This window comes from Micromonospora sp. NPDC050200 (genome assembly GCF_040656135.1).
GTDB lineage: Bacteria > Actinomycetota > Actinomycetes > Mycobacteriales > Micromonosporaceae > Micromonospora.
This window is the reverse complement of the sequence record NZ_JBFALG010000035.1, coordinates 30,766-57,125: the sequence shown is the minus strand read 5'-3', so window position 1 is coordinate 57,125 and position 26,360 is coordinate 30,766. Positions and strand designations below refer to the sequence as shown.

Below are 26,360 nucleotides of genomic sequence, written 5' to 3'. Positions count from 1 at the left end.
GACGTGACCACCGCGACGGCGCGGCCCGGGAACACCGACCGGTTCCGCCTGCACCGGGCCGGGATCTGCAACGTGTGGCAGTACGACGAGCAGATCTTCCAGTTCGAGGACGGCAGGCTGCTGCTGCGCGGCAAGAACGGCGCCGGCAAGTCCAAGGCGCTGGAGCTGCTGCTGCCATTCCTCCTCGATGGCGACGCCAAACGGCTCGATGCCACCGGAGCGGGACGGACCACCTTCCGCTGGCTGATGAGCGAGGGGTCCACCGGGGTGAACCGGCAGGGCTTCCTCTGGGCCGAGCTGCGCCGCCAGAGCGGCGACGGTGCCGACAGCTTCCTCACCCTGGGCGCCGTGGTGCGGTGGTCGTCGACCACCGGGGAGGCGCGGCTGCTGTACTTCGTGACCCCGCTGCGCGTCGGCCCCGACGTCACCCTCGTGGTCGATCGGCAGCCGCTGCCGATCGACCGGCTGCGGGACCGGCTCGGTGAGGACGCGGTGTATTCCAGCGCCCGGGACTACCGGGCGCGGGTGGCCCGGGAGCTTTTCGGCATCACCGACGCCGGCCGCTACCGCAACCTGGTCCACCTCCTCTACCGGCTGCGGCGACCCACCGTCGGCGACCGGATCGAGGCGGGCCAGTTGACCGTGGAGTTGAGCGAGGCGCTGCCGCCGCTGGACGACGACGTGCTCGACACGGTGGCGCACAACCTCGACGACCTGGAAGCCGTACGCGAGGACCTCGGCCGGCTGGAACGCACCTCCGCCGCCCTCACCGACCTGATGACCGCCTACCGGGGATACCTGCGCGGCGAGTTGCGCCGCAGGGTCACCACCGTGCAGACCGCGCTGGTCGAGTTGCGGACCCGCCGCCGGCAGGCCGGCGAGCGGGAACGCGACGTGGCCGCCGCGCTGGATGCGGAGACCACGACCGACGCTACGGCGCGCCGGTGGGAAGCCCAGGTGCGGGACACGACAACGGAACTCGCCGCGCTGCGGGACAGCGCCGAGTACCGGGCGGTCCGCGACCTCGGGCAGCGGCGGCAGGCGGTCGAGGCGTTGCAGGCAGCCGCCCGGTCCGCCGAACGGGCCGCCGCGGCGGAGCGGCGCGCCGCAGCGGACGCCGCGGCCCGGCTCGTGGAGGAAACCGAACGACTCGGCCGGACGGCGGCGGAGCTGCGCGAGGGTCACCGGCGACTGGCCGATACGGCGACCGCGGCCGGGGTCGACGTGGCCCATCTCGGCGAGCCGCTCACGCTGCGCTTCACTCCGGCAGCCGCCGACGGCCGGCTTTCCACCATCGATGTCGCCGCCGTCGGAGCCGACATCGGGCGGTGCGCGCAGCAGTTGCGGGCGGCCACGCACGCCGTCACCGGTCGCCGCCAGGCTGCCGCCGACCTTCGCGGGCTACTGGACCGCGCCACCTCGGCGGCCGGGATCGCGGCCCGGGCCGAGGCCGACGCCGAGCTGCTGGACGCCCAGCAGGAGACGGCGCAGAACACGCTGGAGGCGCGGGCCGAGGAACTCCTCGCGGCCAGCACCGCGTACGCCGGTCAGGTTCTGGCGTGGCTGGCCCGACCGGCCGTCGTCGGCGCGGACGTCGCCGCGCTGCGGGGCGCCGTGACCGCCGACGACGACGCGGCGCTGCCCGCCGACACACCGGCGGCGGTGCGGTCCGCAGCCGAGGCCGCGCTCGAACCGGTACGCCGCGCCGCCGACGCCCGCCGCGACGACCTGCTGCGCGCCCTCGACCGGGTCAAGGCGACCATGACCGACCTGCGGGCAGCGCACCGACGGTGGACCGAACAAACCGATCCGCAGCCCCCAGCATCGCGTTTCCGCAGCATCATGCCGGCGGAGGACGCGCTGTACCGGCTCGTCGACTTCGCCGGGCACGTCACCGCCGAGCAGCGGGCCGGGCTGGAGGCGGCACTGGAGGCCAGTGGCCTGCTCGACGGCCGGGTGACCGCCGACGGGTCCGTGGTGGCCGGCAGCGGAGAGGTCCTGCTGCGCCCCGGGCCGCCGGTTGGCGGAGCCGGCCTCGGCGAGGCGCTGCAGCCCGTGCCCGGGGCGGAGCGGGTGACCCCGCTGCTGGCTGGTATCGCCCTCGGGCCCGCCGAAGCAGCCAGCTGGGTCGGCTACGACGGAAGCTGGCGGCTCGGCGTCGCCCACGGCACCTGGCACAAACCGACCGCCGAGTACGTCGGCGCGGCGAACCGGGCGGCGCTACGCGCCCGCCGCCTGGCCGAGCTGGCCACCCAGATCGAACAGGCGCAGCGGGAGAAGGACTCCCTCGACGGCGACCTGACCATCGCCGACGAGACCCGCGACGAGCTGACCCGTACTCTGCGTGACCTGCCCGACGGCGGGCCGCTGCAGGCCGCCTGGGCGCGCCGCGACGAGGCGGCATCGGCGCTGGCACGGCTCACCAGCGACGTCGGACGCGCCCGCCGCACCGCCCGGGACCGGCGCACCGAGGCCACCGCCCGGCACCGGGAGGCGACGTCCGCCGCCGAGGCCCACCTGCTGCCCGCGGATCCCGACGACCTGAGCCGCGTCGAGGTCCGGCTCAGAATGCTCGGCGAGGACCTGCCCCGCCAGCGGCGGAGCACCGAAACCCTGCCCGAGCAGCTTGCCGGCTACCGGCAGAAGATCACCGACCACGCGCTCGCCGTGGAGCGCGGCGAGACCGCCGACGAGGAGGCCAGCGCCGCTGCGGGGCGTCATGCCGATGCCGCGCAGGCGCTGGCCGTACTCCAGGAGTCCCTCGGAGCCGACCCCGCCGACGTCCTCGCCCGCGAAGCCGACGCCGACCGACGGCTCCGCGCGGCCCAGGACAGCCTGCCGGCTGCCCGGCACCGTTACCAGCAGGCCCGGGACCACCGCATACGCACCGAAAACCTTCGGGACGAGGCCCGACAGCGGCTCACCGAACAGGAGAACGCCACCCTCGCCGCCGGGACAGCCCTGCCCCGGGTCCTCACCCTCCCCGGCGTCTCCCCCGCACTCGGCCTGCCCCCGTTCACCGACGCCGGGCCGGCTGGCGAATCGGCCCGCGAACGGATCCAGCACCTCGACGAACTGGCCAGACGCCTGCACTCCACGATGGGCGCGCAGACGCAGGACGCCGGAGAAAACGCCCTGCACAACCGGTACAACGACGTACGCGGCCGGCTCGCCGGCGGATACGACCTGATCTGGGAGGACCGCGACGGGGTCAAGGTGATCGAGATCGCCGACGACATCGGGCAGCACCCGGTGGCGCTGGCAGCGGCCAGGTTGAGCACGGAACTGGACGACAAGCGCTCCGCGGTCGCCGACCGCGAACGGCAGGCGTTCGAACGTTTCCTGCTCGGAGAGCTGGGCGACGCCCTGTCCCGGCAGATCCTCGCCGCCCACCACCTCGTCGCCGCCATGAACGACACCCTGGACGGGGTCCGCACCTCGCACGGGTTGGGCGCCCGGCTGGTGTGGACGCTGCGGGCGGACTCCGACGCGGACACCAGGGCCGCGGTGGACCTGCTGCGCACGCCACTGGCGATGCGGACCAGAGAGCAGAACGACCGGCTCCGGGAGGTGCTGGCCCGACGAGTGGAGGACGCCCGACGAGCCGACTCCTCCGCCGGGTACGGCGCCCACCTGCGCACCGCACTGGACTACCGGCAATGGTTCACCTTCGCGGTGAAGGTGACCGACCAGGCCAACCCGGACCGGGAACGGACACTGTCCTCGCGTACCGCGATGAGCCAGGGCGAGCAGCGGGTCGTGTCGTACCTCGTGCTGTTCGCCGCGGCCGCCGCTCACTTCTCCTCTGTCGGCGCGGCGCACCCGCCCGCCCCACGGCTGATCCTGCTCGACGATGCGTTCGCGAAGGTCGACGAGCCCACCCACGGCCGCCTCCTCGGCCTGCTCGTCGACCTGGACCTCGACGCGGTGCTCACCAGCGAACGGTTGTGGGGCTGCTTTCCGGAAGTGCCGTCGCTCGGCATCTACGAATGCCTGCGCGACCCCACCCAGCCGGGGGTGGCGACCCTGCACTTCCGCTGGGACGGCTCCCGACGCAACCTGGTGACGCGGTGAACACCCCGCTGGCCTGGCTCGGCTCACCCGAACTCGGTCCCCTGTGGTCCGCGGTGCGCCTGCGACTGATCCGCAACGGGCGCGCGGCCCGCGGACGACTGTCGCTGCGTGCCCTCGACGACAGACAGCGGGAGGCGGTCGGACTACTGATCGGCCGGCCCGTCGCCGCACAGGTCACCCTCGACCTGGCCGAACTCGACCGGGCGCTCGCCAGCAGCGCCGCCGCTGCCGGCCTGATCGAGGTGGTCGAGGCGCTCACCGGTCCGGTACCCGATCGACCGGCCGACGCCGCAGCCGAGGTCACCCGGCGAGATCAGCTCCGCGAGCACGGACGCGTCGCCGTGGAAGCCGCCGGAATCGCCGACCGGGACTGGGCGGCCAGGTGGCTGGACAGCCTGTGGCGCAGCGGCGTGCTGGCCCGGCTCACCTCCGCCGAGGCCCGCCGGCTGATCACCGCGGCCACCACGGCGCTGGGCCTCACCCTCAGCCGACGGTCCACGCCGTGGTCCCGCACCGAGCTGGCGGAACGGGTCACCGGCACCGCGCACGGCCTGGACGACGACACCCTGCTGGCCCGGCTCGTTCTGCGCGGCATCGCCCTGGCCCTGACCGGCTCCGCCGAGCCGCCGCCCGACGCCGCCGCCCGGCGAGCACTGTGGGAGTCGGCCGGTGTCGCCGGCGACACGGTCGCCACCACCGTCCTCACCTACGGGCTGCGTCCCCTCGCCGATGACTGGCTTGCCCGCTCCCTCCGTCAACGAGCCGACCAACACGCCGAGACCCACCTGACCCTGCGTGACGTCCGGCGACTCGGCCACCTGCTCATCGCCCAGGACACGGTGTACGTCTGCGAGAACCCCCGCGTGCTCGAAGCCGCCGTCGACGCCGCCGCGCCCGCCGCCCTCGTCTGCACCTCCGGCAATCCCACCACCGTCACGCTCGCGCTGCTCGACGCGCTGGCCGCGCAGGACCGGGTACGGCTGACCTACCACGGCGACTTCGACTGGCCGGGTATCGGCATCGCCGAGCGTGTCATGCGGCGGACCGGCGCCCTTCCCTGGCGGTTCCGGTCCACCGACTACGAGGCAGCGATAGCTGAGGCCCGGCTGCGCGGCACGCCGCTGCGGGAACTCAGCGGACCGAACCTCGACACGCCGTGGGACCCGGCACTTGCCGCCGCGATGCGGCGGCACGCGCGGGTGGTGCACGAGGAGAGCGTCGTAGCCGCGCTGCTGGGCGACCTCATGAACAGATGACTCCAGGGGATTGGCAGGCCGTGCTCCACGGACCCCGGCGAACCAGGCCCGGAGCAGGTCGGTGGCGCACGGCGGTCATGCTGGAGAGGTGATTCGCTTCCTGCTCAACGTGCTGTGGCTCATCTTCGGCGGTGGGCTCGTCCTCGCGATCGGCTACGGCATCGCCGCGCTGATCTGCTTCGTTCTGGTCGTCACGATCCCGTTCGGCGTCGCATCGCTGCGGCTGGCCGTCTACTCGCTGTGGCCCTTCGGGCGCACCCTCGTGCCCAAGCCCGGCGCGGGCGTCGCCTCCGGCCTGGCCAACGTCCTGTGGGTGGTGTTGGCGGGCTGGTGGCTGGCCCTGTCCCACATCCTCGCCGGCATCGCCCTCTGCGTCACGATCATCGGCATCCCGTTCGGCATCGCCAACTTCAAGCTCGTCCCGGCAGCGTTCTGGCCCCTCGGGCGCGAGCTCGTCGACATCCCATGACAGGTCCGAGTCAACTCACTGACGCCGGCCCGATCGCCGTGAAGGAGAGTGCCGGGGACAGCATCACGGTGGCCGGATCGTCGGTCCCGCCGACGGCGCCGGTGACGACGCGCGGGCGGCCCGGCTGGTCGTGAGCCGGGCCGCCCGATCGGTCGTACGGTCAGCCGCCAAGGCTCGCGGCGGCCGAGGCGATGGAGGACGAGAAGTAGCTCACCTGGGTGTAGACACCCGGGTAGTTGGGCCGGGCGCAGCCGTTGCCCCAGCTGGTGATGCCGACCTGGATCCAGGCGTTGTTGGCGTCGCGACGGAACATCGGGCCACCCGAGTCACCCTGGCAGGTGTCCGTGCCGCCGCTGGCGTACCCGGCACAGATCTCCTCGGCGACGATGATCTGGCCGCCGTAGTTGGCGTTGCAGGTAGCGTCACTCACGAACGGCACGGTCGCCTTGAGCAGGTACCGCTGCTGCCCGCCGCCCTCGGTCGCCGCGCCCCAGCCGGCGATGGTGAACGTGCCGTTGTCGTAGGCGGTCGTCTTGGCGATCGGCAGGGTGCTCAGCCCGGTGACCGGGGTGGCCAGCCGGATCAGCGCCCAGTCCTTGCCGTTGCCGTTGTAGCCCGGGGCGCGGTAGACGTAGTTCGACCGGACGGTGATCCGGCTGGACGACTGGAGGTCGACCACGCCGAGCGTCGCGGTGATGCTGGTGTTGGTGCCCGTGCCGCCCACGCAGTGCGCGGCGGTGAGCACCAGCTGCGGGCTGTACAGGGCCCCGCCGCAGCCCATCGAGAGCCGCACCATGAACGGGAACTCGCCCTGCGCGGCGCGCGTGCCGCCGACGATGTACGGGGTCGGCGTGGGGGCGGCCGCAGCGGCGGGTGCCGCGAGGGTGAGGCTGCCCGCGGTCACCGCGGCCAACGCGGCGGCCAGCAGGCCGGTGAGGGTGCGCCAACGAAGCATGTGTTCCTCCGCATCAGGACCGGCACGCGTCGTGAGCGCACCTGACTCGGGCCATTATATCGAGATCAATCGATTAGTTGGCCCTATCCTCCAGGTCATAGCCCGGGCGATATGGATGCCACGACCACCCGACCAGACCTGAGGCCCGCCCCTTGCCGGCCAACGCACCCACGTCGGCGGCCGCCGCCACGCCGCCCCGCACCCGGGTCTCCGCGTGAAGGAAGCCGACATGCCGACCGGCCGGTGCGGGTGATGGCCGCACCGGCCGGTCGCGGAGCCGGCCGAGGAACGGCCGACGGGCGTGGCGCGCTCAGCACCAACCGTTGATCGGGCCCGCCATGCCGGTCCACATGTAGGCGTCGGTGACCCAGGTGCCGTCGGTCAGCCTGTTCCACAGCGACGTGGTGCCCCACCGACCACTGTGCGTGGTGCCGTTGGCCGAGCAGGAGACCGTCACGGTCGAGCCGTCGGCGATCGAGCCGGCGATCGCGTACCCCGTCCCGGGGCCGGTGCGCCGGTTGACCGTGCCGCCGCCGTTGGCGTCGATGACGCCCTGGTTCAGGCCGAGCGAGCCGTAGTTGTACAGCGACCCGCCGACGTTGACCTGCGCCGAGCCGTGCAGGGCGTACCCCTGGTAGGTCCCGCCCCCGTTCATGACCACCCACTTGCCGAGGTTGTGCCCGGCAACCGGCACGTACGCGTTGTTCTGGCGCAGGGCGAAGTGCACGTGGCGGCCGCTGGCGGCGCCGCCGCAGGTGACGTCGGTGCCGGTGTCGCCGAGGTAGGCCCCCTCACCCACGCCGGCCCCGTTGACGCTGATGTTGTTCCACAGGTGGTAGTAGTCGGTGGCGTAGCCGCGGTCGTGGATGACCCGGATCCAGCCCCGGCACATGGTGTAGGCGGCGCCGCCGCGCGCGGCGAGCACGCGCTGGTCGCCGCCGGCGAGGTCCACCGCGCTCCACGGCGAGTCACTGCCCGCCCAGCCGTGCGGGCCGCCGGTGAACCACCACGACTGGCCGACGCCGTACGGCAACCGCATGCCGGTGCGGTAGTCCCCACCGGCGTACGTCGGACGGGGCGCGGTGAACAGGTCCCGCTCCTGGGGCGAGACGACGGTGGGCGGAGCATCCTGGGCGAGCCCGGCGAAGCCGGACTCACCGTCGAAGGCGACCCGCCAGCCGGCGCGTTCGCGGTGGGCGACGAACACCCAGCCCGCCGGGTATGCGCCCTCCTTGTGCGGGGCGACGATGACGGCGGTGCCGAACGCCCACGTCTGACCGTCGCGTCGGGTGACCGTGACGCGGGTGTCGTCCGTTCTGGCGGTCCGCAGCCCCGCGTCGGAGGCGCTGGCCGCCTGGTCGAGAAGCTTGGCGGTCACCGCCGCCGTGACATTGCCGGCCGGGGGCGCCGGGGTGGCGCCCCCGGCCGGCGCCGCGACGGCGGTGGCGGGGACGGCGAGCACGAACGCCGCGGCCAGCGCCGCAGCGCAGGCCCGGCCCCGGCCATGACCCTTGGACATAGACACCTCCGAAACATGGAAATGCATCGTTGCAATCCAGGTAACGGGGACAGTAACCAATAGCATTGACGATTGTCTACATGGGAGGCAGCCGTGAACACGCGAGGTCCACTCCGGCAAACCGGGGCGGACCTGCGGGGCCAGTGCGGCCCGCCGGCCCGCCACGTGTCGCTGGGTTGGCCCGTACCGGCACCAGCGCGCAGCAATGACCGGCTTGGCAGCGCGGTCGACGGCCCGCAATGGGTCGAGGGCAGGAGCAATGCCACGGCCAAGGAAGCCGATCGACGCGCCACGGCGGCGTCGACGATGCGGGGCAACTCGGGGTTGCGGTGGTTCCCGGCCAGCGTGGCGAACAGCGTGGCAGTGGCACCGGCCTGACTGACCAGGGCACCACTCCGGCCAGCGAACAACAGGCCGAGCGCGATGGAACTGGAGACGACCACGGCGATCTGGCCACGCTCCGCGCCCGGACCTCGTTGGCACCGCACGTGATCAGGTAGAACTTCACACCGAGGACCCGGGCGATGACACGAGCGGCTCGCCGCCCCCGTCCTACGCCCGGGTCCCCTGCGCCGTGACTACCGCACCGGCTGGCCCGGGGGCACGGTCAGGACGAGAAGCTGGCCCTTCTCGACCAGCTCCGGGTCCGAGACCTTCGTGTGGTTCTGCGCATCCAGCAGGTACTTGTCGGCGCCGAGGAACGGCGCCGGGATGATGCCCGACGACTCCTCGTCGTTGGTGTCGAAGTACTCGCCGCCGGCCAGGAAGCGCTGCGGGTCGTGGTCGGCGATCCGGCGCACCGCGCCCGAGGCGATGTCGTACTGGTAGATGCCCGCCAGGTACACCTGGTTGCCCGGGTCCTCCTGCATGAGTACCTGGCCGCGGTCGTTGATGGTGATGTTGTCCATCATCTTCGGGCCGCTGGCCTGGTCCGCCGGGCCCTCCAGCACCGCCGTGACCGTTCCGCCCTTGGTCGGGTCGGTCACGTCGTTGAAGCTCAGCCGCCACAGCCGGCTGTGCTTGCTCATGCTGGCCGTGGTGACGAAGTAGAAGTCGTTGGGGTTGTTCGGATCCCAGGCGCCATCCTCCGGCCGGTCGAACCCGGTGCCGCCGGTGGACGACAGCGTGAAGGGCACCGAGCCCTTGGTCCACGCCGTGGTGCTGTCCTCCGCCGCCATGCCCGGCACAGAGATCGTGTAGCTCTGGCCGCCGGTGAGGCCGGCCTTCTCCACCGGGTTCCCGGCGGTCTTCTTGTCACCGACGTAGACCGTGACCGTGCCGGCGCCGCCGTCGCTGGTGCCGATCACCACGGTCTTGTCGCCGCTGGCCGGGCTGGCGACGACGTTCTCCCAGCTCGCGGTGCCGAAGGCGGGCAGCTCGTAGGACTCGCCGGTCTCGACGACGTGACCGAAGGCCCGGCCACCGGTCGACTCCTCGCCGTTGGTGAAGATCCGACCGTCGTAGCCCTTGCCGCTGGTGGGGTTGAAGTACGCGGTCCGATCGGCGAGGTCGGCCGAGCAGAGCCGGTTGAACAGGGCACCCGGCGTGTCGACGTACTGCCCGTTGCTGGACAGGAAGACCTTGCGGATCAGGTCGCTGCCCGAGAGAACCCGCAGGGTCTTCTTGTCGATCACCCACTTGGAGATGAAGGCGCCCTTGCCGCCGTGCGCCCGGGTGACGCCCGCGGTGTTCGCCAGTTCGTGGTTCATCAGGACGGTGAAGGTGCCATCACCGTTGTCATAGGCACCGAGACCGTCGGGGATGCCGGCCATGCGGTAGCCGCCGACCGAGTCGCCCGTGGTGAGCAGAGACGTCAGCGTGACGCCCGGCGTGTGGCGAACGAGATACGGGACGTCGCTGCTGCTCGGGCCGGCTGCGGTGCCGGGAGCCGCCGAGGCGGCTCCCCCGACGGCCACGGCAGCCGCCCCGGCGAGGGCGACGACCGACAGCCGGCGCTTTGAAAAGATCTGCATCGTGCTTCCTCCTACGGAGTGCCCGCGACCGCGGACGCGCCGGCGACGCTACGACGACAAGGTAAAGGGATGGGTTGTCAGTATTGGCGAGCGAATGAACAACGCGAGTGCGCCGCCGCAATGAGCTGCAGTTCTGCCACCCATCCCGAGTCTCCGTGTTCCTCCCGCAGTCATCGCGTCCCGAATGACAATCGAATCAGCCTGGATAGCCGAATGCCGTAATCTCGCCAAAAGAGTGGGTAGCCCTTGCCCGATCCTCTTCGATTGCCTTGGGCTGTTTCGACCGAATGGTGCCGCATCATGGGTACCGGGTCGCCGTATGCCGCTGCGGTGCTGGCGCTCGACGGTCGTACAGCCTGCGCGCGGCCGACGCAGAAACGACAGGGTTGGAAACGTCGAAGGGTCGGGCAGCACTGCCATCCAACCCTTCGACGTCGAGCTTGCCGCTAGCGCCGGAGCACCCTCTCGTCGGCGTGCAGCGGGTTGCTCAGGCGGATGGTGATGAATTCGTTGTTGTCGGGCCGGCCGGCAGCGCGCCCCGACGAGAACGGAAAGTTGTTGTCGTTGAGTACCCCGAGAGTGCGGTCGTCGAGGATGACGACGTCTTCGATGGTCTCGAACGGGAACCGAAACGTGGTGCCGAAGCCGCCCAGTCGACGCGGGTTGGCGAGGTCGAGGAGGTCGGCGACCAGCGCCTTGTCCAGCACGCCGTCGCGGTCGCGGTCGCGCTTGTCGACCAGGTAGATCTTCTTCACCTGGGCCGCGTCGCCCTGTGCGCCGTCCCGCTCGATGATGAGCAGGCGATCGCCGTCGACACTGATCGCGTCGCCGATCGCGTGGTTGGCCGCGTCGAGCTGGTAGCTCCACCGCTGGCCGGTGTAGGCGCCGGCGGCCAGGTCGAACTCGTAGAGACGCAGCGTGCCGGCCGGGTCTCCAGCCACTGTCCCCTCCAGCAGCGGAAACAGCATCCGACCGTCCGGCTGCAGGGCCATCCCCTCGAAGCCCTTGCTGCGGCCGAGGTTGGGCGACCCGGCGGGGTTCTCCGGAGCGCGTACGCCCGGCAGTGGGATCGGCGCCCGCAGCAGCCGGCCGGCGCGGTCGGCGTGCAGCAGGTACGGGCCGAACTCGTCGCCGATCCAGTAGGACCCGTCGGCCACCCGTACGATCGATTCGATGTCGAAGTCCGAACCGGTCAGCACCCGGTCGGCGCGGGTCAGCGGGAACGGCACGAAGCCGTTCGGGTCGGTGAGGTTGATCCCGCCGAGCACGTCGACCTGACCGGTGCCGAAGTCGGGCGCGATGCGGTGGATGCGCAACACGAAGTCGGCGCTGTTGGCTTTGTTGCCGTAACCGTTGTCCGACAACGCGTCGAAGGTTCCGTCAGAGTTGCGCAGGATGCCGCTGAACCCTTGCACGGGTTGGTCGGCGAAGGGCGGAGTTACGCGCCCCCCGAACTACTGAGCACTGACCACTTAGGACATGGGATCGTGACACCGGCCTGCGGCTTTCATGCAATCGTCACGATGTGAATATGAAAACCGATATCACCTATGCTGCGGTCGACTACCCCATCCCCAGAAAGGTTCCATGGTGGCACCGCTTGCGATCCGGCGTACCGGGTTGATCGTCTCCATGCTCGCCGCGCTCACCTCCGCCGGCTGCTTCAGCGACTCCCGCCGGGCCGACAGTGACAGGACACGCCTGCGGGTGGTGATGCTGCTGCCCCCGCGCGCCGCGCTGTCCCCGCTGAGCGACGACGCGTTCAAGCTCTCCCGGCTGGGCATCGCCGAGTCCCTCACCACGCTCGACGCCGGCGGCGCACCGCAGCCGGCCCTGGCGGTGTCCTGGTCCCTCCAGGACGACCGGACCTGGCGGTTCGTGCTCCGCGAGGGCGTGCGCTTCCACGACGGTACGGTGTTGGACGCCACGCGCGCGGCCGACTCGATCACGCGGGCGACGGCGGCGCGCCCGCAGCCCCGCATCCTGGACGGGGTCGAGTTGACGGCGCGACCCGAAGGCCCGTCCACGCTCCTGGTGCACACCGCGAAGCCGGATCCGCTGCTGCCGCAACGCCTGTCCAGCCCGCAGCTGTCCATCCTGGCGGCCAGGGCGTACACCGGCACCGGAGTCGACCCGGTCGGCGCCGGCAGCGGGCCGTTCACGCTGACCCGCCTCGACGGCACCCAGGGTGCGACGTTGGATCGGTTCACCGGCTACTGGGGCGGCCGGGCCGCCGCGCCAGGCATCGACGTGTCGTTCGTCCCGGACGGCACCGCCAGGACGGCCGCGCTGCGTACCGGCGCCGCGGACATCGTGGAGGCGGTGCCGGCCGCGCAGGCCACGCTGCTCGCCCCCGGCACCTACCGCGAGGTGGCGATGCCACGCACGAACACGCTGTACCTCAACACCCGGCGGGGGCCGTTCGCCGACCCGGCCGTGCGCGCCGCCGCCCGGGCCGCCGTACGCCGCGACGCGCTGGTCAACGGGGTGTACGAGACCCGCGCCGACACTGCGGTCGGGCTGCTCGGGCCGGCGGTGCCATGGGCGGCGGACCGGCCCGCGCGCACCGAGCGACCGGCCGGCCGAGCCGCTGGCCGGAGGGTCGTGCTGGCGACCTTCAGCGACCGCCCCGAACTGCCCGAGGTCGCCACGACCCTGGCCCAGCACCTGCGGGCCGCCGGCTTCGAGGTCGAGCAGGTGGTACGCGAGTACGCCCACATCGAGGCCGACGCCCTCGCCGGCCGGTTCGACGCGTTCATCCTCTCCCGGGCGACCCTGCTCGACTCCGGTGACCCGGTCGCGTACCTCACCAGCGATTTCACCTGCGACGGCGGGTTCAACATCGCCCAACTCTGCGACCCGGCGGTGGACGGGGCCGTCGCCTCCGCCGCGGCGGAGGGCGATCTCACGGCCAGACGCACCCTGGTCCTCGCCGCCGAGAGGGCCGTCCTGGAGACCGACGCCGCGGTGCCGCTCCTGCACGAGCGCGTGATCCAGGGCAACCGGCCCGGCGTCGTCGACGCGGTTTTCGACTCTCGGGAGCGGCTCCTGGTCGGGCTGGACACCCGCGTCGCGGGATGAGGACGGACCGCACCCGCGACCGCGCACTCACCGCCCTGTTCCGGCTCGCGGCGGCGTCCGCGCTGGTGGCGCTGGTCGGCCTGCTCCCGTGGTGGTCCGGCCGGGACCCGGCGCGCAGCATCCTGCGGGCCCAGTACGGCGAACGGGAACCCGACACCGCGGCGCTCGCCGCGGTCCGGGAGCGGCTGCGCCTCGACGACGGCCCCCTGGCGCTGTTCGGCCGGTGGCTTGCCGGCCTCGCCCGGGGCGACCTCGGCACGTCGTGGGTGTCCGGCCATCCGGTCGCGCCGACGGTGTGGCGGGCGCTGGGAGTGTCGCTGACGCTCATGGGCGCCGCGTTCACCGTGGCGGTCACGGTCGGCGCCCTGCTCGCCGCCCGCGGCCTCGTCCGGGGCCGCACGCGACCGCGCGCCGGCGGGACCGGTGCGGCGCTGGCGGCCGTACCGGAGTTTCTGCTCGGCACGCTGCTGCTGCTCGCCGGGGCGGTCTGGCTGCGTTGGGCGCCGCCGTTCGGCTGGTCAGGACCCGCCCACGTGGTGCTGCCCGCTCTCGCGCTCGGCATCCCCGCCGGTGGCCTCCTCGGTCGCCTCGCCGACGACGCGCTGCCCGGGGCGTACCGGGAGGCATGGGTACGTACCTGGCGGGCCGGCGGCCTGCCGTGGCCGACCCTCGCGCACGGGGTGCTGCGCCGCTGCCTGCCACCGCTGCTTCCACAGGTGGCCCTCGTGATCGTGGGTCTGACGGGTGGGGCCGTCACGGTGGAGGTGCTGTTCGCGGTCCCCGGACTGGGCCGCGTCGCGCTCGGCGCCGCCACCGCGCAGGACCTGCCGCTGGTGCAGGGCGCCGTGCTGATGCTGCTCGCCGTCGCCGTCACCGCCGGTTGGCTCGCCGCCGCCGCGCGGCGGCTGGCATTGGGGCCGGTGCTCGCCGCGGCCGCACTCCAGCCACCACCTCCCCCGGACCGCCCCGCAGGTCGCCACGCCTGGCTCCTGCCGGCGATGCTGGGGGGCCTGCTCCTCACGGTGATTTTGTGCGGGCTGACCCGCGATCCGACGACCGTGGACCTGGGTCTCCGGCTGGCCGCGCCGACGCCCGAGGCCCCACTCGGCCGCGACGCGCTCGGGCGTGACGTACTCGCGCGACTGGGCCACGGCGCAGCGGACACCTTCGGCACCGCCGCCGCGGTCAGCGCGATCGCGCTCGTCATCGGGGTCGCCGCGGGACTGCTCCCCCGGCTCTCCACCGGCGCCGTCGAGGTGGCGAACACCGTGCCGCCGGTGATCGCCGGGCTGCTGATCGCCGCGATGCTCGGGCCGAGCACCGCCGGCGCGGCGGTCGCCGTCGCGGCGACCGCCTGGGCGCCCCTGGCCGCCCACACCGCCGCGCTCGTCGGGGAGGAACTCGCCTCCGGGTACGTGCAGGCCAGCCGGATGCTCGGGGCGAGTCAGGCGCGCGTCCTGCGCACCCAGGTGCTCCCCGGCGTGCTGCCAGTGGTCGCCCGCCACGCTGTCCTGCGGCTACCCGGGGTCGCGCTGGCGGTCGCCTCACTCGGCTTCGTCGGGCTCGGCGCCCAGCCACCCGACCCGGAGTGGGGACTCGTGCTGAGCGAGGCCATGCCGTACGTCGAGCGCGCCCCCTGGGCTGCGCTCGCGCCCGCCGGGGCGCTCGCGCTGCTCGGCGCGTTCGCCATCACCACGTCGGTGGCGCTCGGTACGAGCGGGATCCGCCGGCGGCGCCCGGTGCCGTGATGCCGGGCGTTCGCGTGACGTCGAACCCCCCGGGCGGTGGGCCGGGGGGTTCGACGTGCCGGGGGGTGGCTACTGTGGCGCGCCCGCCGCGGCGGGCAGGACGAGGACGTCGTCCAGGTTCGCGTACATCACCCGGTGGCCGAACTGGATCTGCACGTACCGGTTCTCGCCCCGGACCACCGTCCGGTCATCCGGCGCCGAGCCGTCGAAGGAGACGGCGCGGTAGTACTCGCCCGGCAGGACCCCGCCGAGCGCATACCGCTGGCCCGCCGGGAAGGTGTACTGCAGGGGCGAGATGCCCTGGTACGGGATGGTGGACGGGTAGGCCGCCTGCTCGGGGTAGGCCCGCCCGTACACCGGGATGCTCGTCTTGCCCGGCTTGGGGGTCACCACGGAGCCCTGCGCCCACTTCGCCGTGGGCGCCGAGGACGGGTTGTAGAACCAGGCCTTCTGGCCGAGGTACCAGATCGCGGTCCAGTCGCCCTGGACGTCCGCGAGGGCGTACGTCTGGCCGGCCGAGGCACGGGCGCCGTGATCCTTGATGTACATGGTGTTCGGCGTGCCGTTCGGCCGCAGGCCACGGTCGTTGACCAACGGGGCGTCCGGGCTGGGCGCGGTGCGCAGGATGACCGAGGACGAGCCGCGCAGCGGGCAGGGCACGGCGGGCGGGGGCGGCTTCGGCACGCCCGGCGGCTGCTGGTTGCAGCCGTAGAAGGCCGGCTGGTTGGTGGCGTGGTCCGGGTCGATGGTGACCAGGCCGGTGTGCGGGGTGCCGGTCGAGTGGAACGGGGCCTTCATCAGGTCGAAGTAGTGCGACCAGTCCCAGTACGGGCCCGGGTCCCAGTGCATGTCGGCCACCTTCTCGGCGGTGATGCCGGGGACGTTGTCGTGGCCGAGGATGTGCTGCCGGTCCAGCGGGATCTGGAACCGCAGCGCCAGGTGCCGGACCAGCTTGGCCGAGGTCCGGTACATCGCCTCGGTGTACCAGGTGCCGTGGCCGGCGAAGCCCTCGTGCTCGATGCCGATGGACTTGGCGTTGACGTACCAGTTGCCGGCCTGCCAGCCGACGTCCTTGGCCTTGATGTGCTGGGCAACGTAGCCGTCCACCGACCGCAGCGTGTAGTGCCAGCCCAGGTAGGTCACGTCCTGGACCAGCCGCACGCTCGGGCCGAAGTAGCCCTCGGTGTCGTGGATGATGATGTATTCGATCTTCTGCTGGGCCGGCCGGTTGCCGATGTCGTGGTTGCCGTAGTCCACGATGTTCGTCTTGGGGATCGTGTACTCCCCGTACGGCGCGGGGACCCATTCGCAGGCGAGGCGGACCGGGCACTCCAGGCCGTCCGGCCGCTCGGCGCGGCGCAGGCCGAGCCGGTGCAGCCCGGACTCGTCCGGCGTCACCGCGGCGGCGGCGAGGGTCACCCGCTGGCCGTCGTCGGTGGTCCGGCTGGCGCCCTGGCCGAGCTGGTCGTACACCTCGTCGGCGAAGGCCGCCGCCGCGTCCTCGGTGTCCGCGCCGGAGTACCGGGCCACCGCGCCGTACCAGGCCGCCGGGTCGCTGCCCGCGCCGTCCGGCGCGCCAAGGTCCTTCTGGTACGACGCCAGCAGCGCCGCCCCACCGCGGATGTTGGCGGCGGCGTCGGTGCGCAGCGTCTCCTCGGGTACACCGGTGAGCGCGGCCGCCGCGTCGAGCGTCTGCAGGGACGCCTGCGGCAGGCTGTCCCCGCTCGACTCGGCCCGCACCCCGAGGTCGACGGTCAGCGGACGGGAGTCGTCGCCCCGGGGATCCTCGCCCTCGTCGACGTGGGCGCCGGCGGGGGTCGACGCGAGCTGCGCGGCGTCGGTCAGGTGCATCGGCCCGTAGCCGCCGCTGGTGCTCGGCTGCCCGGGATGGGTGTCCCAACGGGACTCCAGGTACGACACGGCGAGCAGGACGCTCTCCGGCACGCCGTACTCGGCGGCGGCTGCGGCGTACTGCTGCTGCCGGTCGACGGATGTGCTGGTCCCCGCGGGGAGCGGGTCGGCGGCGACCGGTCCGGTGGTGAGCATGGCGGTGGCTGCCGCAGCGGCAGCGGCCAGCAGGACGCGTCCGCGCGGCACGGCGGTGAGGTGCATGGAACCTCCAGGTGGGAGGGGGTCACTGCACGCACACCCTCACCCCGGACAACGGCTGATGTCAATAGCCTTCTTGCTAATCACCATGCATGAAAAATTCCTTCAGAGGCTCGTTGGTCCGGGTTCGAGGACGTACGGGGCAGCGGTCCCGTGCCTTCACGGACTACCGTCAAATCCTTCCAGTTCGGAAAGGAGGGACAATGATTTCCTTCTCAAGACGCACCACTCGCCAGCGCCACGGCCGTTCCCCCACCGCTCTCGGGGTGACGATCCTCGTGGCCACCGGCAGCCTGATGATCCCCGCCGGTTCGGTGTCGGCTGGCGTCGGCACGACCACAGAGGTCAGGACGACCCCTGTCGCTGCCGCCTTCGCCGCGACAACCACTCAGCCTGTTCTGCGGCAGGGTTCGCGTGGCACGGCGGTGACCAACCTTCAGCGCCGGCTCGCCGCGCTGCACTACGACGTGGGCACCATCGACGGGATCTTCGGGTCCTCGACGTACCACGGGGTCGTCGCCTTCCAGAAGGTGAACAACCTGGCCCGGGACGGGATCGTGGGCCGACAGACCTGGGCAGCCCTCGCCCGACCGGTGATCCCAAAGCCGAAGTACACGCACTCGGGGTACTCCGTTGAGGCGAACCTGACCAAGCAGGTCGTGTTCCTGGCGCGTCAGGGGTCCGTGGTGCGCATCCTGGATGCCTCCAGCGGCAAGGCCAGCACCCCGACGCCGACCGGCAACTACAAGATCCAGCGCCGTATCGATGGCTGGCGGCAGAGCTCACTCGGCCTGCTGTGGCGGCCGAACTACTTCTACTACGGCTACGCGGTGCACGGCGCCAAGTCCGTCCCGACCTACCCCGCCAGTCACGGCTGCGTCCGGATCACCGTACCGGCCATGAACCGATTGTGGTCGATCATCGGCGTCGGGACGCCGGTGCACATCTACCGCTGACCCGGTCGGGCGGGCGAGAGCGCCGCCAGGTCGGCCGGGGTGTCCACGTCGGCAGGCGACCCGGCACCGTCGCACGGTACCGGGACGACCAGGTCGGCGCGGGCGCGCAGGAAGTCCCGGGCGCCCCGGTCGCCCACCGCGTAGCGGGCGACCGCCGGCCAGGTCACCCGGGCCAGCAGCACCGGGTGACCGGCCCGCCCGGCGTAGCTGGCCACCGCCACCGACGCTCCGGCCGCGTACGCCGCCCGGACCCGGCGGACCGCCGCCGGGTCGAGCGACGGCTGGTCCACGAGCACCACCACCACCGCGCAGACGTACGCGGGCAGCGACGCCAGACCGCAGCGCAGCGAGGCCCCCAGCCCCGCACGCCAGCCTCGGTTCAGCACCGGCACCGCCCCGGGCAACGCCGGCAGCTCCTCGGCACCCGCGCCGACCACGACGTGCACCGGCGCGCACCCCCCGGCCCGCAGCAGCCGGACCGCCCGCCGCACCAGCGGCTCCCCGTCGACCTCGACCAGCGCCTTGGGCCGCCCGAGCCGGCTACCGGCTCCCGCCGCGAGCACCAGCCCGGCGACCATCATCGCCTTCCCGCCGCCCGCCTCGGCGGGCCGGGCAGCCCGGTCCGGCGGATCGGCCCGGTCAGCCCGGCCAGCGGCCGCCCGCTGCCCCCACGCCGGACGGCCACCAGCTCCGCCGCGATGGCCAGCGCGATCTCGGCGGGGGTACGACCGTTGAGGTCCAGCCCGGCCGGGGCGGCCAGCCGGTTCAGCTGCGCCTCGGGCACCCCCTCCCCGCGCAGCCGCTCGACCCGCGCGGCGTGGGCGGCGCGGCTGCCCAGCACGCCGATGTAGCCGGCCGGGGTGTCCAGCGCCGCGCGCAGCAGGGCGAGTTCGTGGCGGGGGTCGTGGCCGAGCAGGCAGAGCACCGTGCTGGTGTCGACCGGGACGGTGGGGAGCCATCGGTGTGGCCAGGCGCGGTGGACCTCGTGGGCGTACGGGAAACGTCCGGCGCTGACGAAGGCCGGACGCGGATCGCAGACCGTGACCCGGTAGCCGAGGTCCACGCCGATCCGACTGAGCGCCGCGGCCACCGCCGTGCCGCCGACGAGCAGCATCCCCGGCGCCGCCGGGACGACCTGGAGCAGCACCCGTACCGGCGGGCGCCCGGCCCGCCGCAACAGGACCGTCCCGCCCGCACCGAACAGGTCGGCGGCCTCCCCGGCCTCCCCCGCCCAGTGGTCCAGCACGGGGTCACCCAGCGTGCCGTCGAGACGGTCGGGCCGGATCACCAACTGGGCGGCGAACGGCGCCGGCCCGCCGGTGACCGTGGCCACGGCGACCGGGCCGCCGCCGGCAAGGGCGCACAGCACCCGACCCGCCGCGTCACCCGGAGCCACCCGCCGCACCAGCACCGACAGTGTCCCGTCGCAGCCGGGCCGGGACGGCCACGGACCGTCCGCGCCCACGGCGTAGCGGGCCAGCCGGGGGCGGCCGGTGCGCAGCACCTCCGCCGCCGCGTCGAGCACCGCCGACTCGACGCAGCCGGCCGGGATGCCGCCACGCACCTCCCCGGCCGGGTCGACGGCCATCAGGTCACCCGGCGCCGGCAGGCCGGCGGTGCTGGACACCACGGTCGCCAGCCCGAACGGGATGCCACGCCGGTGCCAGTCGCAGAGCGAGGCGAGCAGATCACGCATACGCCGGTCACCCCCTCCACCGAGGGCGTATCTGCCCCGATTTGCTGGCTTATCCTACGGTTGTCGGTACGATGATCCGGTGCAGAACGGGCGCGCGGACGCAGACTCGACCGACGGCGGGTGCTCGTCCCCAGTCACCCTCACCATCAACGGCACCATCCACGAGGTGACGCTCGACAACCGCACCACCCTGCTGGACGCGCTGCGGGAACGGCTGGGGCTGACCGGGTCCAAGAAGGGCTGCGACCACGGCCAGTGCGGTTCCTGCACGGTGCTGCTCGACAGCCGTCGGGTGAAGAGCTGCCTGCTCCTGGCGGTGACCCTGGACGGCCGGGACGTGGTGACCGTGGAGGGGCTGGCCGGCAACGGGGACCTCTCCCCACTCCAGGCGGCGTTCATCGCGCACGACGCGTTCCAGTGCGGATACTGCACCCCGGGGCAGCTCTGCTCCGCCCGGGCCGTGCTCGACGAGGTCGCGGCCGGCTGGCCCAGCGCGGTCACCGGGGACCTGACCGGACCGGTGGAGCTGACCGACGCCGAGATCCGGGAACGGATGAGCGGCAACCTCTGCCGCTGCGCGGCCTACCCCAACATCGTCACCGCGGTGCGCGAGGCGGCGACGTCGGCATGAGACCGTTCCGCTACCACCGTCCGGCCGGCGTCGCCGAGGCGGTCGCCCTGGTCGAGGCGGCCCCGAACGCGGCGTACCTGGCCGGCGGGACCAACCTGGTGGACCTGATGAAGCTCGGCGTACAGCGGCCGGACCTGCTGGTGGACGTCAACCGGCTGGCGTTGGACACGGTGGACCCGCTGCCGGACGGCGGACTGCGCATCGGCGCCACCGTCCGCAACAGCGACCTCGCCGCCCACCCGCTGGTCCGGCAGCACCATCCGCTGCTCAGCCGCGCACTGCTCGCCGGGGCCTCCGGACAGCTGCGCAACATGGCCACCACCGCGGGCAACCTGCTGCAACGCACCCGCTGCGTCTACTTCCAGGACACCGGCCGGGCGTGCAACAAGCGGGAGCCGGGCACCGGGTGCGCCGCCCGGCACGGGCAGAACCGGGACCTGGCGATCCTCGACTGGTCCGAGGCGTGCGTGGCCACCCACCCGTCCGACCTGGCGGTCGCCCTGGTCGCGCTGGACGCGGTCGTCGAGGCGTACGAGCCGGACGGCCACCGCGACGTCCCGCTCATCGAACTGCACCGCTCCCCCGGCGCGCATCCCGAGCGGGAGACCACCCTCGCCCCGGGGGCGCTGATCACCGCCGTCCGGGTACCACCGCTGCCGTTCGCGACCCGGTCGACGTACCTGAAGGTCCGGGACCGGGCGTCGTTCGCGTTCGCGGTCGGCTCGGTGGCCGCGGCACTGGACCTGGAAGGAGACACCGTCCGCGACGTCCGGCTGGCGTACGGGGCGGTCGCGCACCGGCCCTGGCGGGCGTACCGCGCGGAGGGAGCGCTGCGCGGCCGCCGGTTCACCGCCGAACTGGCCGCGCACGCCGCGGACGTGGAACTCGCCGCAGCCCGACCGCTGCGCCACAACGCGTTCAAGATCCCGCTGATCCGCAACCTCACGGTCCGCGCCCTCACCGACCTGGCCGCCGCGGTGGGCCGATGAACGCCATCGGAACCGGCGCGGTGGGCCGCGAACACCCACGGTTGGAGGGCCGGGACAAGGTGACCGGCGCCGCCCGCTACGCGGTCGAGTACCCGGCGGAGGCGGTGACCTACGGATGGGTGGTGCCCGCCGCCGCGACCCGCGGCCGGATCAGCCGGATCGACCCCGCCCCCGCGCTGGCGGTCCCCGGGGTGCTCGACGTGCTGCACCACGGCAACGCACCCCGGCTCACCCCCGACGTGGACCCGGAGCTGTTCCTGCTGCAGGAGCCGACCGTGCACTACCGCGGCCAGTTCGTCGCGGTCGTGGTCGCGGACAGCATCGAGGCCGCGCGGGAGGGGGCCCGGCTGGTCCTGATCGACTACGACACCGTGGCGCACAGCACCGTGCTCTCCCAGCACCACCCCGGGCTGTACCGGCCGGACAAGGTCAATCCGAGCTACCCGACGGACACCGCCAGCGGTGACTTCGACGCCGGATACGCCGCCGCCGAGGTCCAGCTGGACGCCACCTACCGCACCCCGGCGTACCACAACAACCCCATGGAACCGCACGCCACCACTGCCCGATGGCAGGACGGCCGCCTGCTGGTCCAGGACTCCAACCAGGGCTCCTCGCCGGTGCAGGCGACCCTCGCCCAGCTCTTCGGACTGCCGCGGGACGCGGTCCGGGTGGTGACCGAACACGTCGGCGGCGGATTCGGCAGCAAGGGATACCCGAAAGCCGCCGTGGTGCTCGCCGCGCTGGCGGCCCGACAGGTGGACCGGCCGGTCCGGCTCGCCCTGACCCGGCAGCAACTGTTCGGCCCGATCGGCTACCGCACGCCCACCATCCAGCGGGTCCGGCTCGGCGCCGACGACGAGGGCCGGATCGCCGCAGTCTGCCACGACGCGATCAGCCAGACCTCGACGCTGACCGAGTTCGCCGAACAGACCGCCGTCTACACCCGCAGCATGTACGTCGCGCCACACCGGCGCACCACCCACCGGCTGGTCCGGCTGGACGTGCCCACGCCGTTCTGGATGCGGGCACCGGGCGAGTGCCCCGGCGCGTACGCGCTGGAGTCCGCGATGGACGAGCTGGCGAGCGCGTGCGGCATCGACCCGGTCGAGCTGCGCATCCGTAACGACCCGGCCGTCGATCCTGACAGCGGGCAACCGTTCAGCAGCCGAAACCTGGTCGCCTGCCTGCGGGAGGGCGCACGCCGGTTCGGCTGGGCCGGACGCGACCCGACGCCGCGGGCCCGACGCGACGGGCGATGGCTGATCGGCACCGGAATGGCCGGCGCCAGCTACCCGGCGCGGGCCCGGGCCGCGGCCGCCGCGGCGACCGCCGTGCCGGACGGCAGCTTCGAGGTCCGGATCAACGCCACCGACATCGGCACCGGCGCCCGTACCGCGCTCTGGCAGGTGGCCGCCGACGCACTGGCGGTGCCGCCGGAACGGGTCCGGATCCGGGTCGGCGACACCGACCTGCCGGCGGCCCCCGTCGCCGGCGGCTCGATGGGCACCGCCTCGTGGAGCTGGGCGGTGACCCGGGCCTGCGAGACCCTGCGCGAGCGGCTCCGCGACGCCCCCGGCACGACGGTGCCCCCGGACGGGCTGACCGCCGAGGTGAGCACCGCCGACGAGGTCCGGGCGCAACGACCGCTCGCCCGATACGCCTACGGCGCGCACTTCGCCGAGGTCCGGGTGGACGCCGACACCGGAGAGGTACGGGTGGGCCGCATGCTCGGGGTCTTCGCCGCCGGTCGGATCGTGAACCCGACCACCGCCCGCAGTCAGCTGATCGGCGGCATGACGATGGGGCTGTCGATGGCGCTGCACGAGGAGGGCGTGCTCGACGAGCGGTACGGCGACTGGGTGAACCACGACCTGGCGACCTATCACATCACCGGCTGCGCGGACGTCGAGCGGATCGAGGCGTACTGGGTGGCCGAGGAGGACGCCGAACTCAACCCGGCCGGAGTGAAGGGACTCGGCGAGATCGGCATCGTCGGCAGCGCCGCCGCCATCGCCAACGCCGTGCACCACGCGACGGGCGTCCGGGTACGGGACCTGCCGATCCGGTTGGAGAAGCTGCTCAGCCGGTGAGCCGTACCCGGCCGCGCCCGACGCCCCGGTCGAGCGTCGGCGGGGCGTCGTCGCCATGCCCGCAGGGCGGCATTCAGCCCCCGGCGGGTCGCGCTCTCATTGGAAAACCCTGCCGGGCCTTCTGGCGCCGGTCGGCTTGTTGATCACGGAATCCTTGCGCCTGCGGCGCACCACGATCGAGCTCGCCTTCCTCTTCAACCCCTTCAGGATTCTGTCCTTCATCGCAAGCCTCCCTTTTGGGTAGGTCAGATCAGCCATGGCGATTCCGCACCCGACAACGGGTTCGGGTGGCCCGGCGTGGGCACAGGCGCGGGGCGTCTCCCAGCTTGATCCTTCGCGTATCGCAGCCCGCGTACCCGACGAGACAGCGGTCATTCATCAGCGTCGGCCTCAGCTGTCTCACCAACGACACCGTCGACGTCCACGCCGACCGGAGATCGACCACCCCCACCGCAAACCCGCCGGCAAACGTCTGGACCGACCCACTTGACGGAAATATGAGCGTCACGGCAGTCCTGCCCGGTGCCGGGCGAAGGCTCACTCATCGGAGATCGGCTGACGGGTCCTCCGTGTCGGATCCGGATAGCCGACCGCGGCGAGCACCGGTCGCCGGGAACCGACGCCGGCGGAAGGCGACCCCGAGCGGCAACAGGACCACCGCGGCCCCGGCGAACAGAAGCGCGCCCCAGGCCGTCAGCCCCCAGTGGCGTCGATCGCCCGGGTCGCTGCTGTCCGTGGGCACCTCGACGTCAACGCCCACACCGAGCATGTCGGCCAACACGTTGATATCGACCGCGCCGAAGCGCTCGCTCGGCTCGATGTGGGTGTTCTCGCTGAACTCGTTCCAGCTGATCACTCCGATGCCGTCGGGCTGGGAGAGCCTGGCGGCCGCGAAAGAAGCGCGCAGGGTCGCTCCGTCGCGTCTGGGCACTTCACGCTTTCCGCCCACGAGGCGTGCGTCGAAGCCCGGCGTCACGGGCGCGATCCACAGTCCACCGCGCAGGTGTACGGCACGGGACATCTCCGCCAACTTCGGCCCGCTCGCACCGTTCGCCGGGTCGACCGAGGACCAGTAGTAGGCCTGACCGTCGAGGACGCCCTGGCTCGACTCCACATCCTCGACGTTCTTGGCGTTGCCGAGGATCAGCAGTCTGTTGCGCACGTGCTCGACCGTGCCCTGGATCTGTCCGGCGGTGAAGCGATCGCTTCCAGTCCAGACCACCAACGGTTTGCCGAAGATGTCGAAAACTGGCTCGTTGGCGTAGCGTGCGGCGAAGATCGACAGGTCCGCGCGAACGGTGTCGAACGCCAGTGGGGTGCGGGAGAAATCGAGCCCCTGGTACACGATGCCCAGGCGGAAGTCTTCCTCCCTCGCCACTTCGACCAGCTTCGTCAACCGCTCGTCGAGTTGGGGCGTATGTTTCCACGACACCAGGAACCCGTTGATGCCGGCGGTCTTCGCCATCCGCACGTGCCGTCGCATGACCTCGACGTCATCGCTCGAGTAACGCCCGATCATCGGGTAGTCGATTTTCGCCCGGTTCCAGGACGTCGGGTTGAACCAGATGTAGTAATAGGCGAGAACCGGCACGGGAGCCGCCAAGGGATGCGGGCTGCCATCTCGGGGTCCGACGTCGGCGTAGGCGGTCCGGGCCGGCAGCAGCGTCACCACGAGTGCGGCGAGCAGCAGCATCACCAGGGTGAGCGCACCACCGGCCGACACCGGGGTCCGGTCGTCGCCGGAAGGCGCGGCCTCGTTGTCGCACGGGGTTTCCGCCCGCGCTGCCGTGAACCGCTTTCGTTGCCGCGGCCCGCGGCGCTGCCGCCCACCGACCCGGCCGAGCACGGCTCGACCACCCCGGTGCAGCCGTACGAGCAGATGGGGCCGGCCGAGCAGCACCAGGCCCACCGCCACGCCCAGTACCGCGACTGCCACGAGAGTCAGGTCGACGACACTGATCACGGTGAGCGTCACGGTCTGGTCCTTGCTGATACTGACGGGACGTCCGAGCGACACCCCGCCGCCCATGACGGTCACCGTGTACGTCCCCCTCGGCAGGTCGGGCACCATCGCCGTCCCGTCCGGGCCGAACGGCAGTCGCTGGACGGCGCCGTCGGCGCGGGTGAGCTGGATGCCGTCACCGACCTGCTGGGTGAAGAACATGTCGGTGGCTGTGAACGAGACCCGGAAGAACAGCAGCTGCACCACCCACGCCTGCTGCTCCCACGGCACGAACTTCTGCCCCGCCCGGTTGACGACCGAGGTGCCGTCCACCATGACGGTGTCGACCACGTAATAGAGCTGCTTGGAGGCCAGCCCCTGCGGGCCCTGCTGGGTGCGGCTCTCCGCGACCCAGCGCGGCTGAGCCAGTTCGGGGCCGTCCAGCTCGACGATCTCACCGGTGTTGCTGCGCAGCCGCATGGAGGCGACCCGGTCTGCGGGGACCGTGGCGCCGAAGCGGTCGAGGAAGCTCCAGGAGACCAGCCTGGTGGTACGCAGGCCCAGTTCGACGACCTTGCCGTGCACGCCACTGTCGACATCGCCGCGGAAGCGGTCGAAGATCACCTTGCGATCGCCGCTGATCTGGGTCTCCGGGACGACGAGGCGCCTTTCCAGGTCGATGAAGTTGCGCACGGGGAGCTCGATCCGTCCCTTGGCATCGGATCTGGCGGTGTTCCCGTCCACCTTCACCATCACGCCGCGCAGCACCGGCACCGTCTGCAGGTGCAGAGTTCCCGGCAGCGCCGACGTGAGCCGCTGCGCGGAGGCGGCAGTGGGGATCGCGATCACCGTCAGCGTGGCCGCGAACA

The 26,360-nt window shown here is 72.4% G+C and carries 18 protein-coding genes; 9 read left to right on the top strand and 9 right to left on the bottom strand.

Features of this window, described 5'->3' with window-relative positions:
* The first annotated feature begins 3 nt into the window (after positions 1–3).
* The 3 genes from AB0I41_RS22375 to AB0I41_RS22365 all read left to right on the top strand — a co-directional run bounded on the left by AB0I41_RS22375 (position 4) and on the right by AB0I41_RS22365 (position 5,799).
* The gene (locus AB0I41_RS22375) at positions 4–4,074 is read left to right on the top strand and encodes a TIGR02680 family protein (RefSeq protein WP_357110670.1); all 4,071 of its coding nucleotides are present in this window, start codon (positions 4–6) and stop codon (positions 4,072–4,074) included.
* Positions 4,071–5,330 (top strand): TIGR02679 family protein, encoded by a 1,260-nt coding sequence (locus AB0I41_RS22370; protein ID WP_357110667.1) that lies wholly within the window; start codon positions 4,071–4,073, stop codon positions 5,328–5,330. Before AB0I41_RS22375 ends, AB0I41_RS22370 begins: the two co-directional genes overlap by 4 nt.
* Positions 5,331–5,418: 88 nt before the next feature.
* Positions 5,419–5,799, top strand: coding sequence for a YccF domain-containing protein (locus AB0I41_RS22365; RefSeq protein ID WP_357110708.1), 381 nt, complete (start codon positions 5,419–5,421; stop codon positions 5,797–5,799).
* Positions 5,800–5,959: 160 nt separating this feature from the next.
* Here AB0I41_RS22365 and AB0I41_RS22360 read toward each other — a convergent pair whose 3' ends face one another.
* The 4 genes from AB0I41_RS22360 to AB0I41_RS22345 form a co-directional block, all read right to left on the bottom strand.
* A complete protein-coding gene (locus AB0I41_RS22360; protein ID WP_357110664.1) occupies positions 5,960–6,754 on the bottom strand; it encodes a serine protease in 795 nt (264 codons plus the stop codon).
* A 310-nt stretch (positions 6,755–7,064) separates the two neighbouring features.
* Positions 7,065–8,273: a peptidase M23 gene (locus tag AB0I41_RS22355; RefSeq protein WP_357110662.1), complete on the bottom strand. Its 1,209-nt coding sequence runs from the start codon at positions 8,271–8,273 to the stop codon at positions 7,065–7,067.
* A 578-nt stretch (positions 8,274–8,851) separates the two neighbouring features.
* Complete coding sequence (locus AB0I41_RS22350; RefSeq protein WP_357110659.1) at positions 8,852–10,246, bottom strand: hypothetical protein; 1,395 nt, start codon at positions 10,244–10,246, stop codon at positions 8,852–8,854.
* Between the two features lie 446 nt (positions 10,247–10,692).
* Positions 10,693–11,661, bottom strand: coding sequence for an esterase-like activity of phytase family protein (locus AB0I41_RS22345; protein WP_357110656.1), 969 nt, complete (start codon positions 11,659–11,661; stop codon positions 10,693–10,695).
* Between the two features lie 172 nt (positions 11,662–11,833).
* Between AB0I41_RS22345 and AB0I41_RS22340 the strand changes: the two genes are divergently transcribed.
* Together AB0I41_RS22340 and AB0I41_RS22335 are read left to right on the top strand one after the other, a co-directional pair.
* Positions 11,834–13,327, top strand: a complete 1,494-nt coding sequence (locus AB0I41_RS22340; RefSeq protein ID WP_357110653.1) for an ABC transporter substrate-binding protein — start codon at positions 11,834–11,836, stop codon at positions 13,325–13,327.
* A complete protein-coding gene (locus tag AB0I41_RS22335; protein WP_357110650.1) occupies positions 13,324–15,075 on the top strand; it encodes an ABC transporter permease subunit in 1,752 nt (583 codons plus the stop codon). Before AB0I41_RS22340 ends, AB0I41_RS22335 begins: the two co-directional genes overlap by 4 nt.
* A gap of 69 nt (positions 15,076–15,144) precedes the next feature.
* Here AB0I41_RS22335 and AB0I41_RS22330 read toward each other — a convergent pair whose 3' ends face one another.
* Positions 15,145–17,187, bottom strand: a complete 2,043-nt coding sequence (locus tag AB0I41_RS22330) for a peptidoglycan recognition family protein (protein ID WP_357110647.1) — start codon at positions 17,185–17,187, stop codon at positions 15,145–15,147.
* Positions 17,188–17,609: 422 nt separating this feature from the next.
* Here AB0I41_RS22330 and AB0I41_RS22325 point away from each other — a divergent pair, with 422 nt between their 5' ends.
* The gene (locus AB0I41_RS22325) at positions 17,610–18,140 is read left to right on the top strand and encodes a L,D-transpeptidase family protein (protein WP_357110645.1); all 531 of its coding nucleotides are present in this window, start codon (positions 17,610–17,612) and stop codon (positions 18,138–18,140) included.
* Here AB0I41_RS22325 and AB0I41_RS22320 read toward each other — a convergent pair.
* Together AB0I41_RS22320 and AB0I41_RS22315 are read right to left on the bottom strand one after the other, a co-directional pair.
* Positions 18,131–18,718, bottom strand: coding sequence for a nucleotidyltransferase family protein (locus AB0I41_RS22320; RefSeq protein WP_357110643.1), 588 nt, complete (start codon positions 18,716–18,718; stop codon positions 18,131–18,133). The two genes, AB0I41_RS22325 and AB0I41_RS22320, sit on opposite strands and share 10 nt — an antisense overlap.
* Positions 18,718–19,836 carry an XdhC family protein gene (locus tag AB0I41_RS22315; RefSeq protein WP_357110640.1) on the bottom strand — a complete coding sequence of 373 codons (1,119 nt, stop codon included), beginning with the start codon at positions 19,834–19,836 and terminating at the stop codon, positions 18,718–18,720. The genes AB0I41_RS22320 and AB0I41_RS22315 overlap by 1 nt, the downstream gene beginning before the upstream one ends.
* Before the next feature lie 145 nt (positions 19,837–19,981).
* Here AB0I41_RS22315 and AB0I41_RS22310 point away from each other — a divergent pair, with 145 nt between their 5' ends.
* The 3 genes from AB0I41_RS22310 to AB0I41_RS22300 are packed head-to-tail and all read left to right on the top strand — an operon-like array spanning position 19,982 to position 23,549.
* The gene (locus AB0I41_RS22310; protein ID WP_357110705.1) at positions 19,982–20,467 is read left to right on the top strand and encodes a 2Fe-2S iron-sulfur cluster-binding protein; all 486 of its coding nucleotides are present in this window, start codon (positions 19,982–19,984) and stop codon (positions 20,465–20,467) included.
* Positions 20,464–21,456, top strand: coding sequence for a xanthine dehydrogenase family protein subunit M (locus AB0I41_RS22305; protein ID WP_357110637.1), 993 nt, complete (start codon positions 20,464–20,466; stop codon positions 21,454–21,456). Before AB0I41_RS22310 ends, AB0I41_RS22305 begins: the two co-directional genes overlap by 4 nt.
* Positions 21,453–23,549: a xanthine dehydrogenase family protein molybdopterin-binding subunit gene (locus tag AB0I41_RS22300; RefSeq protein WP_357110634.1), complete on the top strand. Its 2,097-nt coding sequence runs from the start codon at positions 21,453–21,455 to the stop codon at positions 23,547–23,549. Before AB0I41_RS22305 ends, AB0I41_RS22300 begins: the two co-directional genes overlap by 4 nt.
* A 96-nt stretch (positions 23,550–23,645) precedes the next feature.
* On the opposite strand, the gene AB0I41_RS22295 is transcribed toward AB0I41_RS22300, so the two are convergent.
* Both AB0I41_RS22295 and AB0I41_RS22290 read right to left on the bottom strand, forming a co-directional pair.
* Positions 23,646–23,807: a hypothetical protein gene (locus AB0I41_RS22295; RefSeq protein WP_357110631.1), complete on the bottom strand. Its 162-nt coding sequence runs from the start codon at positions 23,805–23,807 to the stop codon at positions 23,646–23,648.
* 283 nt (positions 23,808–24,090) lie between these two features.
* Positions 24,091–26,259, bottom strand: coding sequence for a hypothetical protein (locus tag AB0I41_RS22290; RefSeq protein WP_357110628.1), 2,169 nt, complete (start codon positions 26,257–26,259; stop codon positions 24,091–24,093).
* Positions 26,260–26,360 lie beyond the last annotated feature (101 nt).

Coding starts and splice junctions, on each gene's coding strand:
- AB0I41_RS22360 (WP_357110664.1), bottom strand. CDS start 6,754: ATGCTTCGTTGGCGCACCCTCACCGGCCTGCTGGCCGCCGCGTTGGCC.
- AB0I41_RS22355 (WP_357110662.1), bottom strand. CDS start 8,273: ATGTCCAAGGGTCATGGCCGGGGCCGGGCCTGCGCTGCGGCGCTGGCC.
- AB0I41_RS22350 (WP_357110659.1), bottom strand. CDS start 10,246: ATGCAGATCTTTTCAAAGCGCCGGCTGTCGGTCGTCGCCCTCGCCGGG.
- AB0I41_RS22340 (WP_357110653.1), top strand. CDS start 11,834: ATGGTGGCACCGCTTGCGATCCGGCGTACCGGGTTGATCGTCTCCATG.
- AB0I41_RS22335 (WP_357110650.1), top strand. CDS start 13,324: ATGAGGACGGACCGCACCCGCGACCGCGCACTCACCGCCCTGTTCCGG.
- AB0I41_RS22330 (WP_357110647.1), bottom strand. CDS start 17,187: ATGCACCTCACCGCCGTGCCGCGCGGACGCGTCCTGCTGGCCGCTGCC.
- AB0I41_RS22320 (WP_357110643.1), bottom strand. CDS start 18,718: ATGGTCGCCGGGCTGGTGCTCGCGGCGGGAGCCGGTAGCCGGCTCGGG.
- AB0I41_RS22315 (WP_357110640.1), bottom strand. CDS start 19,836: ATGCGTGATCTGCTCGCCTCGCTCTGCGACTGGCACCGGCGTGGCATC.
- AB0I41_RS22305 (WP_357110637.1), top strand. CDS start 20,464: ATGAGACCGTTCCGCTACCACCGTCCGGCCGGCGTCGCCGAGGCGGTC.
- AB0I41_RS22300 (WP_357110634.1), top strand. CDS start 21,453: ATGAACGCCATCGGAACCGGCGCGGTGGGCCGCGAACACCCACGGTTG.
- AB0I41_RS22295 (WP_357110631.1), bottom strand. CDS start 23,807: ATGGCTGATCTGACCTACCCAAAAGGGAGGCTTGCGATGAAGGACAGA.